The sequence below is a fragment of the Bdellovibrionales bacterium genome, assembly GCA_018266295.1.
GTDB lineage: Bacteria > Bdellovibrionota > Bdellovibrionia > Bdellovibrionales > Bdellovibrionaceae > JACMRP01.
This window is the reverse complement of sequence record JAFEAQ010000004.1, coordinates 431,763-451,597: the sequence shown is the minus strand read 5'-3', so window position 1 is coordinate 451,597 and position 19,835 is coordinate 431,763. Positions and strand designations below refer to the sequence as shown.

The following is a 19,835-nucleotide window of genomic DNA, read 5'->3' as shown; positions in this document are numbered from 1 at the left end:
TTTTCTTGATGTAGGGGCATATCGCTTTACATGGTAAATAAGCTTTTTCGGTGGCAGGTACTCGCTCTAGCAGTATGGCTTATATCGTTAGGTGTTGGTTTGAAAATTCTCTGGAACTATCAGACCACACCTGGCGTACAACAAAAGAAAACAACCCGAATTCTCAACACGAGTCTCATCCAACTGACTTCGCAGCAGCCGACCCTTATTATGTTTGCTCACCCGCAGTGTCCCTGCACAAAAGCAAGCATCACAGAACTTCAAGGGATCGCGCAAAAGCTACGAGGCCACGTGAACATCAAAATTTTCTTTATCCACCCAGCTTCTAAGGACAGAGGCTGGGTGGAATCTTCTTCGTGGGCGTTGGCGAAGAAGATTCCGGATGCTCAAGTACTCGCAGATCCTCGCGGTATGATGGCAAAAATGTTCAGCGCCCGCGTGTCCGGTGAAACTCTGCTTTACTCCAAAGAAGGAGAACTGCTGTTTGAAGGAGGAATCACTCCTTCTCGTGGACACATCGGTGAAAACCATGGGACGCAATCTATTGTCGAAGCAGTTCAAACGGGGGCCTCTTCAATAAAGAAAACGCAGATTTATGGCTGCAGTCTTTTTACACACGAAGAGGAGGAGAAACTAGCGTGGAAGTAAACAAGCTCTTTGAAGAAAACCTGCACAGCCTCAGAAAGCGCACTGATCGCGCTTTCGGCTGGCTTATGCTGGGTCAATGGGCTTTTTGCATTCTGCTCGCGATCACTCTCACTCCATACACTTGGACCGGCGAAAGTCAGTCGCTTCATATGCACGTATGGCTCGCCATTATTTTGGGCGGTGTGATTTCATCTTTACCACTTTATTTTTCCTTTGCCCGTCCCGGCGAAAATTTCGGTGGCTATGTTATTGGCGTTGCACAGATGTGTTTTTCTGCGCTGATCATTCATCTCATGGGCGGAAGGATTGAGGCACACTTTCATGTCTTTGGTTCGCTGGCCTTTCTGGCAACATATCGCAATTGGCGTATTCTTGTCCTGGCTTCAGCCGTCATTATCCTTGACCACTTTATACGCGGATTTTATTTTCCATTCTCTCTTTATGGCGTAAGCACCGGAGTCGAGTGGCGCTGGCTTGAACACGCAGGCTGGGTGTTCTTTGAAGATCTGTTTCTGATCTACTCGTGTGTGCAATCAACCCGCGAAATGAAACAAACCGCGGTCACGCATTGGGAACTAATGAACGCTCGCCTTGATACTGAAACCCTCAATATCAAGCGGACTCAATTCTTCTCTGTAATTAGCCACGAAATTCGCACTCCTCTAAACGGCATTATTGGCTTTTCGGATTTCTTGAAAGAGTCTCCCATTCCTGCCGAGCAAAAGGAATATGTTTCGATCATTAAGCAATGCTCGGATACTTTGTTAAAACTCGTTAATGATCTTTTGGATTTCAGCCGTATCGACAGCGGACGTCTGGATATCGACCCACATACTTTTAAAATCAAAGAAATCCGAGAATACCTTGAGAATGTTTTCTCTCTCGAGTGCCAAAAGAAAAAACTGAACTTCCACTTCGAAATTTCCAGTGAAGTGCCTGAAGAACTCGTCGGCGATTCTCATCGCATTCGCCAAGTGCTCACTAACATTGTCGGCAATGCTGTGAAGTTCACTGACGCTGGCGGAATCTATGTCAAACTTAAAAAGAAATGCCCTGAAGGCAATATCTATTGCTGGTCGATCGAAGATACTGGTGTTGGCATTAAAAAAGACAATCTCAACAAAATCTTTAGTCCTTATACTCAAGAGTTCTCATCAACAGCGCGCAAATATGGCGGCAGCGGCCTTGGCCTTGCGATTTCAAAAAAACTCGTGGAGCTCATGGGGGGCCAGCTGGATGTTGAAAGCACTCTTGGCAAAGGCACTGTATTTTTCGTCACAATTCCCTTGAAACATTCTTAAGCAAACAACGCTATTTTCGTCTTCACACAATCGTAACATGACTATAAACTATCAAATATTTATGGTAGCTTTTTACCTGCGGTGACGAATTGAGATCTTTGAAACTATCTTTTCTATTTCTAATTTGGCTGGCGGCATCGGCCGTTCATGCTGCGATTACTCCGAAAACGGAGTCCGTTCCGCGTGTTTCATTTGCGATTACACCTTACAATCCATTTGTCATTCTTGAAAGCGATGGACACTTACATGGTATCTATCAAGAGTACCTGGCCGAGCTTATTCAACGCGCGGGTTTAGATCCTCAGTTCGATACGATGCCACTGACGAGAATGCTTCATCATGCAACGAAAGGAACGTACGATTTCTTTATGGGCATCTCGGGCATTCCAGAGGCTGAAGGGCAGTATCTAGAGATCGCACGCTTTCACAAAATGAAAGTCATCCTGATTGGAATGGTTGATAAAATCGATTTCAAAAACGGGCCACTCGTTATCGGTAAAGCTCCGAACACTTACTGTCCGCTCTTTAATAAACAACAAGAAAAGAAAATTCGCTATTACGAATACAAAGATACACCACAGGCTCTGAAGATGCTTGTTGCAAAACGTATTTCAGCAATCTGTACCACTCGGGAACTATTTTACTTTGAAATACAAAACTCGCGCTATGCAAGCATGTCTTTTAAGGAATTTAGTGAGTTCCATCACGAATTTGTGGTCAGTCTTTTTGCTCATAAAAGACTTGCCCCTGAAAAAATAAAGTCCGTTAACAAGGCCGTCGCTGAGCTTGAACAGAAAAAATTGCTTTCAAATTTGTACAAAAAATACGGTCTGGAAGAAACCGTAAGGCCCTAGTAAGTAACCTTGTCTTGTTTTTCTTTCCACTCTTGGAAGACAGTCAAAGCTTCATCATGAAGACACTGAACCATCGGAACCTTACGGTCGTTGAGGTCTTTGGGAATTTCCTGATAAATAAAATCATCATCAAAGTTGATATCAGCGGCATCCTGACGGGTGTTTGCGTAGTAAATTTTATTGATACGCGCCCAGTAGATCGCTGACAAACACATCGGACATGGTTCACAGCTTGTGTAAATCTCAGCGCCTGACAAATCAAAGTTTCCGAGATTCTGACAAGCTTCGCGGATCGCCACCACTTCAGCGTGTGCTGTTGGATCGTTCGTCGAAGTGACTTTGTTCCAGCCTGCGCCAATGACTTTTCCATCTTGTACAACGACAGCGCCAAATGGACCGCCGGCGCCTTTGCGCATATTATCCAAGGATAACTTGATGGCTTGTTTCATAAAGTCTTTGTTCACAGAGGCTCCTTCGCCGTTTTTCACAGGGGCGAAGGGCCGATATTATCAGGGTAAAGACTCTAGTCAATCGGCAGGGTGGATTTTCGCGGACTACATCAGGCCAATTCGCTTAAACAGCACTTTGCTGTTTAGCACAACGCGTGCAACAAGCTCGACGGCAATAAAAATGAAAAGCCATAACCAGTCGAAGGCACGAGGGTGTTCCCCCCAAAAACTCATCATCATCGGGCCGAGCGGAAGGAAAACAAACTGAAGTAAGTAGCAAAAACCCAGGCGCTGATTCCAGCGGAGGGATGAAACCCATTCAACTGGTTTCGCTTGGGATAGTAACTGGTTCACTCTCGGATCCAAACTCAGGCGCATTAAAAAGGTAAAAGCCGACATATGGAGCCAGAACAGCAACGGTTTCTGCTTAAAAACGAATGCTTCAAACCCAGGTCCCGCGGGGAATGCTCCCGCGTCCGGTGACAAAAAGTAAAAGGTCGCGATCAAAGCAATCCAAATCGGCCATTCATATATTTGAAGTTTCAAGAATGTTCCCGGAACTTTCTCCCGCCAGAGAAGTCCAAGGGAATGGAATAACACCGGCAATCCCAGCCACGGAAGAATGTTCCAACCCGTGAACTGAACAGAGTCGGGGATCTTTAACAGCGGCGCATAGACTTCGTAGGGAATACTTAACACCGCAATGCTCGCAATCATCAGCGATAGGCGCACATAAAGGTTCTTCGTCACCAACATTACAAAGATGTAAGAAAACACCAGATAGGAATAGACATCCCAGTTCCAAGTGCTCGGGTCTGCGGGATCTTCAGCACTCAGAATTTGTAAGCCAATCACACCGATGATCAGAATAAAGAACCGGCTAATGTGATGGGACTTTGCTTTAAAACCAATAAGGAAGAACGAAAGAGCGACAATAAAAAGTCCGCCGTACTTAAACACCGGCCCCACCCAGTCGGTCAGGTTGTGATAGCCTGAAATTTCTGGCGGCAGAGTGATCACGTCTTCGAAGAATGAAAACTGCCACACGTGAAAATAAAGAATCGCCAACACTGTGGCGATTCTTAAAAGATCAAATCCGTAAATGCGTTTAATAAGTTGAACGCTAGAAGCCTGCATCGAACTGTTTTCTATCCATTGTACAGAATGGCAAGTTTGCATCACCCGCAGCCATTGGCTCATAGTAACGTTGAGACTTATGGTTCGGATCATCTACCCATGGATGCTCTGGAATATACGTTGGAACTGTACACTCCGCATAGCACCACATATAGCAGCTAGAGCTTGCGCCCTTCGCGCCGGCCGCCGCACATCCATCCCAGTAAAGTTTCGTCGCCTTACAAGCAAAGTTGATTGTATCCGGATCATTTGGATCCTGAGTTCCCTTGGCACAACCGGGCCCGTTCTGCATTTGCGTCGCGCCGGCGGTCATACTGTTTGTCGCAATTGGCGAGCTCTGAGGGCAGTTCCCACCAACAACGCGAGGATCTGTTGAGATATTCCCTGTTGAATTCGTCAATGAGCATTGCTCGTTATACTTAGACCAATTCCAAAGCGCTGTGCCACTCGGATTTTGTGGACCCGTCATGAACTCCACTTCCAAGCAGGCGTTACCACCTTGAGCAATACCGTACTGACTGTTATTGAAGGCAATCTTCTTACCCGTTCGTACTGTTGAACAGCCCATCAGCGGATACAAGTTGTTATCTCCAGGAACTTCACTGCTTTCCTTGATCACTTGCAGTTTTCCTTGAGCACAACGAGTCGCTACATAACAGAAACGAGAGTTGGCCGCATCAAACGCCGACCACATCACTTCATCACCCGGCTGGATCTTATCCGTCGTCGCATTGGTCATGTAATCGTAACCAGCACCACCAGTTCCTTTTGGAACTTTGTACGCAAGAGTCGGAGTCATACCGCCAACAGAATTCATTGGGGCGCCATTGTAATAGAAAGTACTTCCTGGCGCACAGGCGTTTTGTTCAAGCTTAGAAATATCAAAGCCTTCAATCCAAGGCGAAGACCATGGCGGAGCCGGCGGTTTAATCGCATTACACTTCTGACCGCACTTACATCCGTTATTACTGTCATCGCAGGACCTGTATTTCCCTCCACTGGTGGAAGGAGCATAGTTGGTGCCACCGCCACTGTAGCAGCCGAGGCCACCGTTCAAGCACATCGCACCGACAATCACGGCACCGATAACCCCGAACAAACCACCGCTCACGACAACAAGAACTACGAATAAGAACCAGTTGAATAAACCACCAAAGAGGCCTTTACCACCCTTACAAGGCTTACAGTTACAAGTGTAACAAGGAGGTGGCTTGAAATAGACATGCGGATTAATTTCTTTAATCGGCGGACGCTTATCACCCGCAATATAAGAATCGGCTTGAATACCTTCAACAGCTGGAACGTAACTTAAATTCCCGGCCATATCGAGCATCGCCACGCCAAATTTCATTTCACAACCCCACATACGCGGGTTGTTCTTATCACCAGAAATATTGTCGTAGTGATATCTGTATTCTACGTAAGGCTGACCAGAAACACCGGCGCCAGGAATTTTGCTGTTCGTTCCTGTGCTCTTAACAACTTCCACGCGGTCAGGACGCGAGTTGCAGAACTGCATGTGCTCACATGGCACCCAGCCTGTGTAACGCATGTTCCAACTCTTATCGAAACTTTGTTCTGCTCCACCGTTATATGATCCAGGACACCAATTGCCAGAATAGTTTTTGAACCACTGGTTCGAAGTATCCATACACATCGGCACAAGGCCCGGTTCTTTTTGAGTGTTATAAACGCGGATGCTGACAACCATGCTCGTGTTGTTAGCCGGAGTCTGCGAACACAGAGGTCTATCACGATTTTCCGGCCAATCTGGATTCGCAGCATTGTATGGTTGTAAGTTGGTATAAATGGTTTCGAACGGGTGACCCAAACAGTTTCCACCGTTACAGACTGTTCCATTTCTCATGCGATAGTAATCATCGACGATTTTTGAAGTATCTACCGGCGAAGCTTTCACATAGCTGACGTCATAGAAATAATCAGAAACGTTTTGCTTGTCTTCTGGCAAAGAGAAGTCTTTCGTGCCGTCGCAGTCTTCAGTCTGACCTTTATCATTCGTATACTGCGCGCGCATAGTAACACGGAAGCCATCAGTATCTTGAATCCAAGCGGGGAATTGTCCGATGATTTGTCTTGGTGCTGTGACGCCATTACCAAATTGCGGTTCATACACGATGCTTGAGCGCGCGCCGTTACGGGGACGCGGCCAGAATGTTCCACAAGATGCTCCGTTCAACTGATTCGAAGCAATGTCATAACGGCTAACCTTCATGCTTAAACGAAGATCTTTGAGGCCACCTTGAAACAAACTACTCAAAGCATTTGAATCCGTGTTTGTTAAAAGCTGAACAGGGGCAAAAGCATCGCAGTGACCCGCATTGTATTTCGTCGCCAAGTACTCCATCGAACCTTTGAGCAAAAGCGGAGTATATAAAGTGACACCATCATGCTGAATTGTTTGTGTAACCGGAGCTGTATCCGGAGGAAGAAGAACATTCTTCGGACCGTTCTCAGTATAAAGCGCTCCACCCGGAGCTAGACCATACATTGTCGCTCTTTGTGACGCAAAAGCCGGGTCATAGGCGTTAGGCTGAACAGCAGGAATTTGATATGCCAATAAGGTCGCAGCATTTGCGCCCGTTGTGAGTGTCATCGCCGGATTCACCAAAGCTTGGTGACCATCCAAAGAATTTCCGAATGAATTCACGCGCGCAAAAGCAGTGTCAAGAATAGCCTGGCAGTTTGCAGAGGTTCTTAGTTGTTTAACAATTTTTCCTTGTTGGCTAAAGAAAGGCATTGCTAGAATAAAGATAGTAGCAAGAATACCAATCGCCACCATCATCTCAAGAGATGAGAAGCCCGATATACGGTTATGACAATACGATTTGTTCCCCCGAAACATCCAAAAGCCCCCGAAAATACAACAAGTTGCCGTTGTTTAAAGTCTAACAGTATCTTGTTGAGCCAACAAGGCTTTTCCCTGATGGAAGTCCTCCTCGCAGTTGTGCTTGTTTCGGTGTTACTCTACGGAATTGGAACACTCATGAACATGGCGGCGACCCAGAATGAGTCACTCACAAATCGCATTCAATCTGAAGCTCAAATTAACGAGATTTCTTTTTATCTCAAACACGTTCTCTCCATGGGAGTGAACGTCGAATATAGCCCCGGTGTTGATCTGAACAATAGATCAGGTTCGGGTACAAGAGAGAACATTGGTTGGGTCCGCGGGGATTACGATTTCGCATCGACGTTTAATCCTGCAACAGCGGCAGCAAATATCGACACCATTGGGTTCTTTCTTCGAGACAATTTGCAGAGTGATTACACCGGCGCTGCTCCTGCTCCGGCTGATCGCTATATGCCGACAGCGATTTATTTTCAGCGCCCAACACCACGCACTTTCGGTGTCCTCTATATTGATCTTGGTCAGTCACAAGCCGGCGGCACTGTTGCGCTCTCGCCAACGCGTGATGATTTGTGGTTTGGATCCATCGTAGATTTTAAAGCCGTTGAAGCTGAATCTATTCCTTTCGATGTTGATAACCCAGATGCAGATCAGACAACCGTTGGCAGAAGACGTCTCTCTTCCGTGAGTTTTAAGGTCACCGTGCGCGAGTATTTACCTAAAGGCAACGACGCCCGCGGATACACATGGTGTCCGCCAACATACATGACGACCGCTCAATGCCAGACCACGACTCCTTACCGCGATGTCGAGCGCGTGATTCGTGTCATCTTCAGAAATAACATCATTGGCTTGTCGTCGGCACAAATGCAGGTGACGAGCGAAACTCCGACATCCCTTCGCAACTTGCGCCGCCCGATGAATCGTCGTCCCTTCGACTTAGTATATTTCCTAAAACCCTCTTACCCATCAGGTCAGCTGAAACGCAATTAAGGAGCACGTATGAAATCCTTCTTAAAAAATCAGCGCGGGTATGTGGGGGCGATGCTTGTGATCGCAATCGCCGTGATCGTGGGTATTATGATCGTCGGCATTACTCACAAGATGGGTGACCTCACAAAAACTTACGACAAATCACGCGCGTTCTTTGACTCTGAAATTGCGATTGAGAAGTTCTCGGTCTCTTTAAAGAACGCTTACGACCGCGCAAATTATCTGCAAGATTTACGGCCCCAAACTGCTGGCAGTCCCGCGACAGATGACTACGGCTGCCCTGGTAAAATCACAACAATCGGTGCGGGAACAGCCGCTCCGATCCGTCTCTGCTGGGAATTCAATAACCTCTGCACAAAACGCGCAGCGGGCACAAGCTTGGATATCTGCATTGATCAAAGTAATCTCCAAGTGCGTATGAAAACTCCCAATGAATGGGAAGTCGCTTTAGAACCAACACCGCTTTCAAATGACGAAAAATGGGCCCTCTTCAAAGAAGCCAGCGTCGCCTTTATGAAGGACTGGGCAATTCCTGAGGCCAAAGCCAATCTCGAGACCTTTATGCCTGGATTGCCTGCAGCTTCCTCAGTAAATAGTATTGTTATGAACATGGGCGTTCGAAGCCGTCCCGAAGCTCCGGACTGCACACCTGGAGCTGCAAACCCCTTTCAATGTTTAAAAGTTTCTTTCTGTGTGAAAAATGGCGGCGCATGCGCGGCCAACGAATTAATCCGTCAAACTTACTTATTCTCTAAACCAGCAGCGACAACCCAAGGCTGGTGATGACAGCGGCTGGACGTTTTCGTTTTTTACTGTCCTTGATTTTTATAACAGCTTTTTGTAGCTACGCGTATGAGTTGGTTCTTGCGCAAATTCTCTCCATTCTTTGGGGCGACGTCGTTCTTCAATATACTGTCACCACCGGCGTGTATATTGCTTCGATGGGCGTTGGGGCTTTCTTAACTCCGATTCGTGGCTCCGCTGAAAGGCGCTTCATCTGGATTGAAGTCGCCTTATCTTGCTTAGCTATTGCTGCACCTTTTTGCCTTGTCGGCGCCGATATCGAATACCGAGCCCATGCAAGCTTCGTGAGTTACTTATTCATCATTCTTATTGGCTTCCTCTCCGGAATGGAGCTTCCGCTAATTCTTCGAATCTTAAACGAGTCCAGCGAAGAAGAAGCCAAGACGGAGCGAGCTCTCTTTACAGACTATCTGGGAATGTTCTTTGCCGGACTGCTGTTTGCACTTTTTTTAAATCGCTTATTGGGGACTCTGAAAACAAGTCTGTGGCTAGCGCTAGCCAATTTAGGACTCGCACTAGTGTGTGGAATAGTCTGGGGATTTCACCAAAAGAAAATTCACACGCTGGAAGTTTCAGCGATCGGCGCGGGATTTCTCGGCATAGCTTGGTTTATCGTCAGCTATTTCAATCTTTATCAGGAACAGTTGGAAAAATGGGTGATCGGAAATTAAAAGTACTATCATTCGCACTGTCCTTCTGTGGGTTTGCCTATCAAAGTCTGATGGCAAAAACCTTCGCGGTGACTTTAGGTGAAGAGATCATCGGTTTCTGCCTATCGAGCGCACTATTTATCTTAGGTATAGGTATTGGCAGTAAGCGGTCTGCAAAAGCAAAGGATCCTTTGCATAGTCTTTTCAAGATTGAGCTCATGCTGATGTGTCTTGGTGCGGTTTCACCTTTGGTTGTCACTTACTTGTCGTTTTTGCCGGGGCTTCGCCATATTCAAATCGGTGATTTTTCGATTCGCCTGATTCCACTTGCTCTGCTTTTTGCCTTGGGCTCCGGGATGACATCTTTGATTCTGGGTGCGCTCACGGGGTACGAAACTCCTTTGCTTTTTCGAATGCGCGCTCAACCTGAAGACCCAAAAGGCCTCAACCAGATTCTTGCCTTTAGTTACTTCGGTGCTCTGGTGGCCTCGATCCTCATTCCTGTGTTTGTTATTCCTCATTTAGAAATTTACGGCAGTGCCTTAGTGATCGCCTTCTTAAGCGGGTGTCTCTGCCTAAGTATCTACACACATTTTCCTAAGAAAGAAGCTTCGGCCCATGCCTCTTTGATCGGAGCTTTTTTCTTTATCGCAGTTCTTGCGGCGGCACATAGTAGCCTTCAGCAGATCGCACTCAGGATGACCTATTACGATGGGTTTCCCAACAGAGTGACTTCTTTCTCTGAGATCGGGGGTTACTTCAGTGATCTCGCTCATAAAATCAAAGTCCAACGGATTCTCAGCCCTTACCAAGCAATTGATGTCGTTGATGGTATTGACGACGATGGGCCTTTCTTTCAGCTTTATCTCAACCGTCAATTCCAGTTCGATTCGCGCTTTGAAAAGGAGTATCACTATGCCTTTTTGCAGGGCGCGCTGAAGCTAGCCCCTTTTACGCCCAAAAAGATTTTGATCTTGGGTGCGGGCGACGGCCTTTTGATGCGAGACATACTTGCGACTCTACCGGACGCCACGGAAATTACGATGGTGGAACTAGATCCAATGATTCTTCGTCTTGCTAAAGAAGATCCGCGCTGGACGGATTTAAACCGCAACTCGCTTTTAAATCCCAAAGTTCATTTAATTACTGACGACGCCTTCCATTTCTTACGCGAAACCAAAGAAGCCTGGGATGCCGTTTTCCTCGATTTCCCTTATCCATTTAGCTATGAGGTCGCAAAGTTATTCAGCCTTGAATTCTATCGTATGCTTCATAAGCGGCTGGCTCCTGAGTCGTTCATCGTCTTCGACTTTCCAGTTCGCGGGAGTTCTGACGTTGTTCATTCAACCCTTCGCAAAGTTCCGTTTCGCTCCATTATCGCCTATGAAAAAGGTGAAACCTTTGTCTTTGCTTCGGACCTTCCTGAAAGCTCCTTAAAACTAGAAGAATTCAAAAAAGAGTTCACGCAAACGGAACTACCCCCTGCGCAAGACGAATTTGTTCACTCGCTTTTTAAACCGACATTGCCTAGACTCGAGGAATGAGCTCTCGGCGTTTTTATGCTTTAGATATCTTTCGTAGTTTTTGCATCTTGGTCGTCACGTTTTACCATGTTTGGGAAACAAGCTTCGGCCAAGAGAAAATGATCTTCGGCCCCACACAATCCTTCTTTGGCCTTCTGACAGATTTCTTTTTGAACTATTGGGGTTATTCAGGAATCATTCTGGCATTTATCTCGTTCTTCTTGATCGGCTACTCAAAAAAACGTCTGAACTGGCAAAGATATTTGCTTATCACCGTCGGTTTTATCGGGATGCTTGCCCATGACAGGTTTGATTTCTCGGACCCTTCAAGCTGGGAGTGGAATCTCTACGGTTACTTGTTCCTAAGTATTATTGTCGTGCAATTCATTCCATCGAATAAGGTTATTCTAACTCTCTTAAGCCTTGTTTCGCTGGGGCTTTTGGCTGTGCCGGTGGATTATTGGCAGGGCTTAAAAAATAATTTTAGCGAACTTGGCGGCCAGATCATTGTAGGTGACTTGGATGTGGATAAAACCATCGGTTGGGGCTTGCTACCATGGCTAGCGATTCCGGTTCTTGGGTTTTCCATCGGTCGCCTACTTCGTCAATTCCCACAAACTTCGGTTGCTTACAAAGGGTTGAAGTGGGAACTTCCGGTATTACTCATCATCGCTGTGGTTTTCATCGCGCTCTTTCCCTTTAATGACAATATCTCGATCACAAACACCGGGTTTTATTATTATGTGTTTTCCGGCACTCCGTGGTTTTTCTGGAGTCGGTTTGCTGTCATTTTAATTTGGCTCAGACTCAGCTGGCTTGATAGCGTAAACGAGTTCCTCGGTAAGTTTGTCTTTGTTCGATGGCTCTCGAGTCTTAGCTGGAACCGACACTTCGGGCTTTGCTACTTCATCGAATTCGCCTTTATGCCATTGGCGCTTCAGTGGAATGACAAGTTCGTTGATAGCCCGCGCTTGATGGATCTTTTTTGGATCTTCATTCTAGTTGCCACCGAACTCAGTACACGTGTTATCGTGAGCTTATTTAGAAACATACAAGTTGCGACATCGAAAAACCCCTAGAGTGGGAAAGTCGCAAGTCTTAAGAGCTCGCGGCCTGCATTCGAAGAAAGAACTTCCTTACGATAGGCGAGATAAATTTCATCCGGGCGCGATGGCAACGACTTGTCAAAAATCACGAGATCCTTGCTTTCCGCATGTGCCACACGTTCTGGCAAAACGCCAACTCCCAAGCCTTGACTCGTCAAAGTACGAATCAGTTCCAAGCTGGTGGATTCGACAATCTTCCAATCACCAAAATGTTTCTTCATCGTTTTACCAAGCAGATCTTCAGTTTGTGCGCGACTGCCATCGGCAAAAATTCTCTTAGGTAAATTCTCGGCACCCTTCTTTTTCCAGAACGTTACTCTATCGTCGCCGAGCTTTTTGAACACTAGGTCTGGATGCTTTGCAGGATTTACGACATAACCCATATCGACTTCGTAGGAGACGACCTTCTCTGTAATCTTACGAGAAAAATCATGCACAAATTTTACATGGAGCTTCGGAGCCTCTTTCTCTAAGTTCTTTAAAAGCCTTGGCGCTGTATAAGCACCCACACTTTGATGGCAACCAACCACGAACGAGCCTTCTATCTCTGTGTCAGAGTTAAAGACGCCATCTTGGATATCGCTCCAGCATTCTTTTAAACTATTAGCACGGCTATAGAACACCGTCGCACTCGTCGTTGGCACAACCCCTTGCTTTGTTCTATGAAACAGCGTGGTTTTGAGCTTTTCCTCAAGCTTTTGCAGCGCCTGTGTCAACGTCGGCTGAGTAATGCCAAGTCGCATCGCCGCTTTGGACACGTGTTTCGTTTGGTAGACCTCTAAAAAGTAAGTGATTTCGGTCGGTGTAGGTATCATAGACTTTTACCTATCATACAGACCCTCATTTTCAATTATTTTTTATAATTAATCTTGTTTAGCTTTGTTTTTGAAAGGAGGACCCATGAAAAAAAGTCTTATTCAAACCATCATGACCAATAAAAAAGCCAAAGATAAGTGTTTCGGAAAATGTTGCGCTATCGTTCGTTAATTTGCTAAGGGCGGCGAGTCCTTCCTCGTCGCCCTTCGTATAAAGGAGTAAGTATGCTTTGCACCCTCGAAGAAATTTTAGAATACAAAAACCTACCTGTTGTTCGTCGTTTTCAAAAAGAACACCCGAACAAAGCTGACCGCGCCGAAGACATCTTTACAGACCTGATGCGCTTTTTCTGGGGCACCAAAAAGCACGACCTCGATCGTCAAGCGAGTCCAAAAAACGAAGAGTTGGATTTTTTCTACATCATGGACGATGACATGCGCGAGATCGATCAGATGTGGCACGTTTTCTTGCTTTATACCCGTGACTATATGAACTACTGCGAGAAATACTTCGGCACTTACTTACACCATCAGCCGGATCTAGTTCCGCTTTTTGAAAAGAATGGCTTTAAGTTTGAAACGAATCTCGAAAAGTTCTTGGATTACAACTACGAACTTTTTGGAGAGGACACGATCCGCCGCTGGTTCTCATCCAGCATTGAAGACGCTATTTAATAATAGATTCCGCGCCATGCAGCTCAATATCTCTCAGCATGAGCGCGCGACGGAAGAGAATCCCAGACACCTCACTTGGCGTCGCATCGGAACCTAGAACTTCAGCGACGGCTTCAGGTGTCAGGGCTTTAAGTTTCTGCAGAAAAGACGCCGTATAGCGTGTAGGCAAGTTCGAACCGGTGCTAGCAGAGTAACTCAAACTCTTGTGCGAAAGCCCCGGAATGAACGCTGGATCATGATCAATAACAACGGGATCCACTTCACTTAACGCTGAAATTGCACCTTCGCCATCACGCATGTCTTTATTCTTCGTGCGGCTCAAAACATTGAACCCCCACTCTGCTTCGTAGTTGCCAATAAGAAATTCGAAAGCTTCCATATCGTAAAAACGCTTCAGCCTTGAATCGTTACTTTTGTGCACTTCATAGCTCCAGGCATTATCGCTAATAGGGTGCTTGATAAACTCCGAGAACAATCCAACCTGCCCATTAAGAGTACCTATCCAAGCATCAGGTACGGATTTCAATCCCAACCAACGGTTGAGTTTATAAGCAAGGAGTGTTTTACGAATGATCGTAATGTTTCCACCATCAGTATTTTCGTAGCGTCCTCCGTTTGAGTTTTCAACATGCTCAATGCCAGGACGGAAAATAACTTTTTCGTCTCCCTTTAAGCGCACAAGATAAACATCACTTGCAGCTAGACCCAAAAAGCTCATTTTATTTTCTGGGACAGAAAGATTCGGCCCTTTCGCTGCTTCGATTTGCGCATTCTTGATCCACTTCCGCGCCAACTTTAAATTATTTGTTGCTTCGCCTTCGGATGTGCCGAGCAGATCCGACGGAAGTTGCAAATGCTGTTTTTTAGCGTCTGAGATAAAGGACTGAAGAACAGAGTAAAGGCGCGGGTTTTTTCCATCCGCATATTCAAATTCTTTCTCGTAATGTGCGACCTGGGAGGAAGCCTTCTCTCCGCTAAAAACAGCAGAGCAGCTTTCGACAGCCAAAGCGTGCCCCTGACCTAAAAAGGTCATCACTGTAAAAGCAAAAGACAGAAAAAGGGCTTTAAATCGCATTCAAAGTCTCCAGGATGTAACTGAGAAAGAATGCAAAACTGATGCTACCAAAGCACTACAAGCGGTTATTTTTATTAGGATTTTGTCAGTGAGAATCAGCTAAGAAGCTTATGAGACCAAAATGGCGGAGAGCGAGGGATTCGAACCCTCGAGGCCCGCGAAGGCCTGCCAGTTTTCAAGACTGGTGTATTCAACCGCTCTACCAGCTCTCCGTCGACCGTTTTATTGGTTTTGGTGAGCTGGTTCAAGCAGTTGTTAACTTAACGCGGTGTTTATTTTCGGATCTCTTTGCGGCCACCCATGTAGTTCTGAAGCGCCTTCGGAATAGCCACACTTCCGTCCTCGCGCTGATAGTTTTCTAAGATCGCAACGAGGGTGCGGCCGACAGCCAAACCAGAACCATTCAGAGTGTGCACGAACTGAGGCTTACCACCCGCTGGGCGGAAGCGAATGTTCGCACGACGAGCCTGGAAGTCCTCAAAATTAGAGCAAGAACTGATCTCGCGATAAGTATTCTGGCCCGGAAGCCATACTTCCAAGTCATGGGTCTTCGCAGATCCGAAGCCCATATCCCCCGTACAAAGAAGCATACGACGGAATGGAAGCTCCAGATCGATCAAAACCTGCTCAGCATGGCTTGTGAGGGCCTCATGGTGTTCATAAGACTTATCCGGGTGAGCAAACGTCATCAGCTCCACCTTGTCGAACTGATGCTGACGGATCAAACCCTTGGTGTCTCGACCGGCACTGCCGGCTTCAGAACGGAAGCACGGAGAGTAAGCACAGAAGCTCTTAGGAAGATCGGTTTCATTCAAAATCTCATTATTATAGTAATTCGTCACCGGCACTTCCGCTGTCGGAATCAGGTATAAATCCGTCCCAGACAAATTAAAGACGTCCTCTTTAAACTTCGGAAACTGACCTGTTCCCAGCAAGCTATTGCTGTTCACCATGAACGGCGGAATCATCTCAGTATAACCATGCTTCGTAGAGTGCATATCCATCATGAATTGGATCAAAGCACGTTCCATCTGAGCCGCCGCACCTTTCAAGAAGGCAAAGCGAGTTCCCGTGGTTTTACCAGCACGTTCAAAATCAATGATGTCGAGGCTTTCACCCAACTCCCAGTGTTCTTTTACTTTGAACCCGAAAGTCGGAGGCGTTCCCCAAGTTTTCATCACTTTGTTTTCTTTTTCAGAAGCACCCACCGGCACAGAGCTGTTCGGCTTATTCGGCATCGTCAAAGCAATGTTCGTCACTTGCAAGTCGATCTCGGCCGCTTTCGCCTCGAGATCCTTCACTGTACCCTTAAGTTTTTCAACCTCAGCCATGATCGTAGAAACGTCGCCACCTTCGCGCTTGAGTTTGCCGATTTCACCACTGAGTTTGTTCTGTTTTGCTTTTTCGCTCTCAGCAATGGTGATCATCTCACGGCGTTTTTTATTGAGCTCAACGATTTGCTCAAGCACTTCTGCCGAAGCGCCGCGATTCAAAAGGGATTGCTTGTATTCATCAAAATAGCTAGGGCCGTTCTCGGCTTTTTTCTCGAGAAGTTTAATGTCGATCATGTTGCAGTCCTTTCTAAATTACGGAGCGACGAGAATATACATCCTGAGGAGCATAGCCACAAGGACGAGAATGAGATCTAAAATGAGGATTTTGCCAATGTTCCATCCCGATGTCGTCTTGAGCACCAAGCCCATCACAACCACCATCATGAAAACCAGCGCCAGAGTTCCATAGCCAATCAGCTCTTGGCCAATCAACGCCAGCGTTAGACCCAGCATAAATCCAGTCAGCACACGAAGGGTGAGGCAGATCAAGGACACCGACGAAGTTTTCACTCCATCTTGAACATTGGTCGAAAAACCCTGCATTTTATCTGAGATCCCCATGTTTTCCCCTTTAACCGCCACCAATTCGGTTGATGCGATTTTCAATTTCAGCACGATCCGGAGCATTTGGCGAGAGCGCTAAGTATTTATTGTAAGACTGAACGGCTGCCCGAATGTCTCCACGCACTTCATAAATCGCGCCTTGCTCTTTATATATATCAGCATAGCCCGACTCGCGGCTTGATGCCATAGATAGCAAATCTTGAGCAATATCGACAGACCCAGACAGGCGATAACACTGAGCGGCTTTCACATAAGTATCCGCCCCTTGGGATCTGAGCTTCATCGACTGAGAATACTCCGCCGCACACTCAGCAAATTGCTTCTTGGCCGCATAGATTTCCCCGGCCAACAAATAACTGTCGGCTAAGTTCGGGTTGTCCTGCTTCTCTCTTTTAATCGCTTCCAGCGCCATGTTGTAGTTACCAGCAAGCACCGCGGCTTTGCCGATATAGTAATAAGTGCGCGGGAAGTTCGGATTAATCGACTGAACCCGTTTAAATTGCGCGATGGCCTTTTCGTACTCGTTGGTTTCAAGCTGCAACTTCGCCGCCTGGAACAGAGCTTCGCCATCCGACGGATCTAAAACCGCCGCCGACAAAAAGGCCTTTAAAGCCTGCTTATCTAGACCAGATGCTTTATAACATTCGCCTAAGCCGATGAAGGCTTTCTTATTGCGGGGATCTGCCTCGGTCACTTGCTCATAAAATTCCTGAGCTTGCGAATACTTTTCATCCGCACGATAGATCTCAGCCAGCGCGATTCGGTATTCTGTCGAGTAAGAATATTTCTTAATCAACTCTTTCACGTAATTCACACCGGAATCCACGCCGTTAATTTGCGCCATCACTTTCGCGTAAGTCACTTGCGCTTCAGTATTGGTGTTATCGATCTCAACCGCCTTCGTGGCAAAACGAAGAGCATCCCGCTGATAAGTTTCACGGGCATCAATATCTTTTTTGGTCGCCGCAATCGTTGAAGAATATAGTGCCGCATTCGATTTCGCGAGCAGGGTGTAGGTCTCAATATCAGCATCATACGCCCGTAACGCTCGCTGAGCAAAATTGATTGAACCCTGCATATTGCCGCGACGGAACTCCATCAAAGCCATGCCACGAAGAACCTCATAGTTGTTCGGCGAAATTCTCGCTGCCGCCGTCAGTGCGTTTGCTGCACCGATAAAATTATAGCGCTGAGACATGTAATCAGCCTGCAACACATAAGCTGTAATCAGATTCGGCTCAGCCTTCGTCGCTTTTGTCAGCCACTCGACAGCCTCAAAACTTTGATTCAGTTGCCACAAGCATTTCGCAGCTTTCACAGCCGCCATGCCGTTCTTTGGATCCATCTCAAACGCAGCTTTATACTCCGCTTGCGCCGCCAGGCAATCGCCCGTACGAGCATACTGATCCCCAACGAACATCATCTCGCTATTCGAAGACTTTTCCTTGATGCGATCAGAGCCACCGAGGCGTACTACAAGCTGCTTGTACTGAGTCGTATTCGGACTTAGGCGATAGGCGTGTTGGGCGGCATCAAGCGCTGAACTCTTTTCGCTTTTATTCAAGTAAAGCTCGGCCAAAACAAAATATCCTTCGGCCTCGAGATCTCTTTGCACGCGGGCTTGGGAGCTCATTGCCGATTTTAAATATTTAAACGCATTATCCTCTTGCTTAAATGCGCGGAACTCCAAGATCCCTTGGCGAATCTTTGCCTCGCGATGATTTGGATTTTTCTCAAGTACTCCGCGGAAATACTGCGAAGCTTTCGGTCCTTGATTCTGAACCGCCGCCATCACGCCCGCTTTGACTTGAGGACGAAGCCATTTTTCCCAAAGCTGAGCCGACTTTTCATAATAAGGATTGGCGTTCAGATAATCTTTGTCCGCTTCGAGCAACTCCGCCTTGAATTCATACAATACCGGCAGGAGCGAGAAGTGGTCCGCATTTTCCAGCGCAGACTCTACAACACCGCGAGCCTCTTTGTAGTGGCCTGAAGTTTCAAGATTCACGACTTCACAGATATTTCCGTATAGACCAACGGCATTCAACGCACGCGTCGACTGAGTCACGCTTGAGATCGTACGAATGTCATTGGCATCTTGCTTCGCATACGGCCAGAGCTCTTTATAAACCAAACACAACAAACCGCGAACTTCGAGATTCGACGGCGCCCCTTCAACCACGGATACCAAGTGATTCTGGGCAACCAGGTATGATTCAATAGTATCGGCCTCAATCGCAGCAATCGCAGCCGCGTATTTTTCTTTCGCCTGCTGATCACTCATTGCTGCGGAACCTTTTTTCGGTGCGATCAAGCTGATCTTCTCGCCGCTGTCAGGTCCATCCGGCAAAAGCACATACACAACCAAAAGCAACGCCGCGGCCACCAAGATCAATGGCAACTTTGCGCTCTTTGCGAGTTCTTTCTTTGTCACTTGAGCAATGTTCTTAAGCTCGATCACTGCAGGCTCAGCCGGTTTTGAAGATGCCTTCGCCGGAGTTGCATGAGCCTTCACGGTGTTCGCGTGCTGAGGAACCGCACTGCCACCTGTCACATTTGTTTTTTCCAAAAGTGGGCGCGAACCTTGCGGGTTTTTTAAATGCTCAGGCACCGGTCCCACAATGGTTTCAGCGTTCTCGTTATTGCCCTTACTAGGAACAGGTTCTACAGAACTCTCGAGAGCCTCGAGCAATTTGTCATAAAACTGTGTTTCCTGAGACAGCAGAGTCCATTGACCGCCGGGATAACGCGCCACCATTTCAGAACCAGAAAAAACGCCTTCACCAATCAGCTTCATGAGTGCTTCGGTAGTGTAAGGCCCTTTGGTTTGGCCTGCGGTGGTTTTTACGATCCAGTGGATTTGAACGCGCGTCATAGATAGTTGATTATATTTCGCTTTTTAGCCGCGGCCTAGCATCTGCTGAGTTCCTGAAAAGGTCCCTACAAAAGTCTTTAGACTTAGGTCCCAAATTGGAATCACCAAACCCATTCTGGAATTACTTTTCATGAGTTTAGTTAGTGGTTTTTCATCTGAAACT

General features: G+C 46.8%; 17 protein-coding genes and 1 tRNA gene. 9 read left to right on the top strand and 9 right to left on the bottom strand.

The window, feature by feature from the left end:
* The first annotated feature begins 99 nt into the window (after positions 1 to 99).
* From JSU04_02570 to JSU04_02560, 3 genes are all read left to right on the top strand, one after another.
* Positions 100 to 648: a hypothetical protein gene (locus JSU04_02570; protein MBS1969160.1), complete on the top strand. Its 549-nt coding sequence runs from the start codon at positions 100 to 102 to the stop codon at positions 646 to 648.
* The gene (locus tag JSU04_02565) at positions 639 to 1,949 is read left to right on the top strand and encodes a hypothetical protein (protein ID MBS1969159.1); all 1,311 of its coding nucleotides are present in this window, start codon (positions 639 to 641) and stop codon (positions 1,947 to 1,949) included. The genes JSU04_02570 and JSU04_02565 overlap by 10 nt, the downstream gene beginning before the upstream one ends.
* A 98-nt stretch (positions 1,950 to 2,047) precedes the next feature.
* On the top strand, positions 2,048 to 2,803 hold the full coding sequence (locus tag JSU04_02560) for a transporter substrate-binding domain-containing protein (protein MBS1969158.1): 756 nt from the start codon (positions 2,048 to 2,050) through the stop codon (positions 2,801 to 2,803).
* Here the strand turns inward: JSU04_02560 and JSU04_02555 are convergent.
* The 3 genes from JSU04_02555 to JSU04_02545 form a co-directional block, all read right to left on the bottom strand.
* Positions 2,800 to 3,267 (bottom strand): nucleoside deaminase, encoded by a 468-nt coding sequence (locus tag JSU04_02555; protein MBS1969157.1) that lies wholly within the window; start codon positions 3,265 to 3,267, stop codon positions 2,800 to 2,802. The genes JSU04_02560 and JSU04_02555 overlap by 4 nt on opposite strands.
* A 90-nt stretch (positions 3,268 to 3,357) precedes the next feature.
* Entirely contained in the window at positions 3,358 to 4,389 is a 1,032-nt protein-coding gene (locus JSU04_02550; GenBank protein ID MBS1969156.1) for a hypothetical protein, read from the bottom strand.
* A complete protein-coding gene (locus JSU04_02545; protein MBS1969155.1) occupies positions 4,376 to 7,252 on the bottom strand; it encodes a hypothetical protein in 2,877 nt (958 codons plus the stop codon). Before JSU04_02545 ends, JSU04_02550 begins: the two co-directional genes overlap by 14 nt.
* Before the next feature lie 81 nt (positions 7,253 to 7,333).
* Between JSU04_02545 and JSU04_02540 the strand changes: the two genes are divergently transcribed.
* From JSU04_02540 to JSU04_02520, 5 genes are read left to right on the top strand one after another with little or no spacing between them, the layout of a single operon-like run.
* The gene (locus JSU04_02540; GenBank protein MBS1969154.1) at positions 7,334 to 8,251 is read left to right on the top strand and encodes a hypothetical protein; all 918 of its coding nucleotides are present in this window, start codon (positions 7,334 to 7,336) and stop codon (positions 8,249 to 8,251) included.
* A 9-nt stretch (positions 8,252 to 8,260) separates the two neighbouring features.
* Complete coding sequence (locus JSU04_02535; protein ID MBS1969153.1) at positions 8,261 to 9,034, top strand: hypothetical protein; 774 nt, start codon at positions 8,261 to 8,263, stop codon at positions 9,032 to 9,034.
* Complete coding sequence (locus JSU04_02530; protein ID MBS1969152.1) at positions 9,034 to 9,726, top strand: hypothetical protein; 693 nt, start codon at positions 9,034 to 9,036, stop codon at positions 9,724 to 9,726. Before JSU04_02535 ends, JSU04_02530 begins: the two co-directional genes overlap by 1 nt.
* Positions 9,708 to 11,249, top strand: coding sequence for a hypothetical protein (locus JSU04_02525; GenBank protein MBS1969151.1), 1,542 nt, complete (start codon positions 9,708 to 9,710; stop codon positions 11,247 to 11,249). The genes JSU04_02530 and JSU04_02525 overlap by 19 nt, the downstream gene beginning before the upstream one ends.
* Complete coding sequence (locus tag JSU04_02520) at positions 11,246 to 12,307, top strand: hypothetical protein (GenBank protein MBS1969150.1); 1,062 nt, start codon at positions 11,246 to 11,248, stop codon at positions 12,305 to 12,307. Before JSU04_02525 ends, JSU04_02520 begins: the two co-directional genes overlap by 4 nt.
* Here JSU04_02520 and JSU04_02515 read toward each other — a convergent pair.
* The gene (locus JSU04_02515; protein ID MBS1969149.1) at positions 12,304 to 13,149 is read right to left on the bottom strand and encodes a LysR family transcriptional regulator; all 846 of its coding nucleotides are present in this window, start codon (positions 13,147 to 13,149) and stop codon (positions 12,304 to 12,306) included. The two genes, JSU04_02520 and JSU04_02515, sit on opposite strands and share 4 nt — an antisense overlap.
* A 225-nt stretch (positions 13,150 to 13,374) precedes the next feature.
* Here JSU04_02515 and JSU04_02510 point away from each other — a divergent pair, with 225 nt between their 5' ends.
* Positions 13,375 to 13,824 (top strand): hypothetical protein, encoded by a 450-nt coding sequence (locus tag JSU04_02510; protein MBS1969148.1) that lies wholly within the window; start codon positions 13,375 to 13,377, stop codon positions 13,822 to 13,824.
* Here JSU04_02510 and JSU04_02505 read toward each other — a convergent pair.
* From JSU04_02505 to JSU04_02485, 5 genes are all read right to left on the bottom strand, one after another.
* On the bottom strand, positions 13,817 to 14,899 hold the full coding sequence (locus tag JSU04_02505) for a hypothetical protein (protein ID MBS1969147.1): 1,083 nt from the start codon (positions 14,897 to 14,899) through the stop codon (positions 13,817 to 13,819). The two genes, JSU04_02510 and JSU04_02505, sit on opposite strands and share 8 nt — an antisense overlap.
* A gap of 122 nt (positions 14,900 to 15,021) precedes the next feature.
* Positions 15,022 to 15,111, bottom strand: a tRNA-Ser gene (locus JSU04_02500).
* Positions 15,112 to 15,171: 60 nt separating this feature from the next.
* Positions 15,172 to 16,467 (bottom strand): serine--tRNA ligase, encoded by a 1,296-nt coding sequence (gene serS / locus JSU04_02495; protein ID MBS1969146.1) that lies wholly within the window; start codon positions 16,465 to 16,467, stop codon positions 15,172 to 15,174.
* A gap of 18 nt (positions 16,468 to 16,485) precedes the next feature.
* Entirely contained in the window at positions 16,486 to 16,794 is a 309-nt protein-coding gene (locus JSU04_02490; protein ID MBS1969145.1) for a hypothetical protein, read from the bottom strand.
* Positions 16,795 to 16,804: 10 nt separating this feature from the next.
* Complete coding sequence (locus JSU04_02485; protein MBS1969144.1) at positions 16,805 to 19,672, bottom strand: tetratricopeptide repeat protein; 2,868 nt, start codon at positions 19,670 to 19,672, stop codon at positions 16,805 to 16,807.
* Between the last annotated feature and the right edge of the window lie 163 nt (positions 19,673 to 19,835).

Coding starts and splice junctions, on each gene's coding strand:
- JSU04_02550 (MBS1969156.1), bottom strand. CDS start 4,389: ATGCAGGCTTCTAGCGTTCAACTTATTAAACGCATTTACGGATTTGAT.
- JSU04_02545 (MBS1969155.1), bottom strand. CDS start 7,252: ATGTTTCGGGGGAACAAATCGTATTGTCATAACCGTATATCGGGCTTC.
- JSU04_02540 (MBS1969154.1), top strand. CDS start 7,334: ATGGAAGTCCTCCTCGCAGTTGTGCTTGTTTCGGTGTTACTCTACGGA.
- JSU04_02535 (MBS1969153.1), top strand. CDS start 8,261: ATGAAATCCTTCTTAAAAAATCAGCGCGGGTATGTGGGGGCGATGCTT.
- JSU04_02530 (MBS1969152.1), top strand. CDS start 9,034: ATGACAGCGGCTGGACGTTTTCGTTTTTTACTGTCCTTGATTTTTATA.
- JSU04_02525 (MBS1969151.1), top strand. CDS start 9,708: ATGGGTGATCGGAAATTAAAAGTACTATCATTCGCACTGTCCTTCTGT.
- JSU04_02520 (MBS1969150.1), top strand. CDS start 11,246: ATGAGCTCTCGGCGTTTTTATGCTTTAGATATCTTTCGTAGTTTTTGC.
- JSU04_02515 (MBS1969149.1), bottom strand. CDS start 13,149: ATGATACCTACACCGACCGAAATCACTTACTTTTTAGAGGTCTACCAA.
- JSU04_02510 (MBS1969148.1), top strand. CDS start 13,375: ATGCTTTGCACCCTCGAAGAAATTTTAGAATACAAAAACCTACCTGTT.
- JSU04_02505 (MBS1969147.1), bottom strand. CDS start 14,899: ATGCGATTTAAAGCCCTTTTTCTGTCTTTTGCTTTTACAGTGATGACC.
- serS (MBS1969146.1), bottom strand. CDS start 16,467: ATGATCGACATTAAACTTCTCGAGAAAAAAGCCGAGAACGGCCCTAGC.
- JSU04_02490 (MBS1969145.1), bottom strand. CDS start 16,794: ATGGGGATCTCAGATAAAATGCAGGGTTTTTCGACCAATGTTCAAGAT.
- JSU04_02485 (MBS1969144.1), bottom strand. CDS start 19,672: ATGACGCGCGTTCAAATCCACTGGATCGTAAAAACCACCGCAGGCCAA.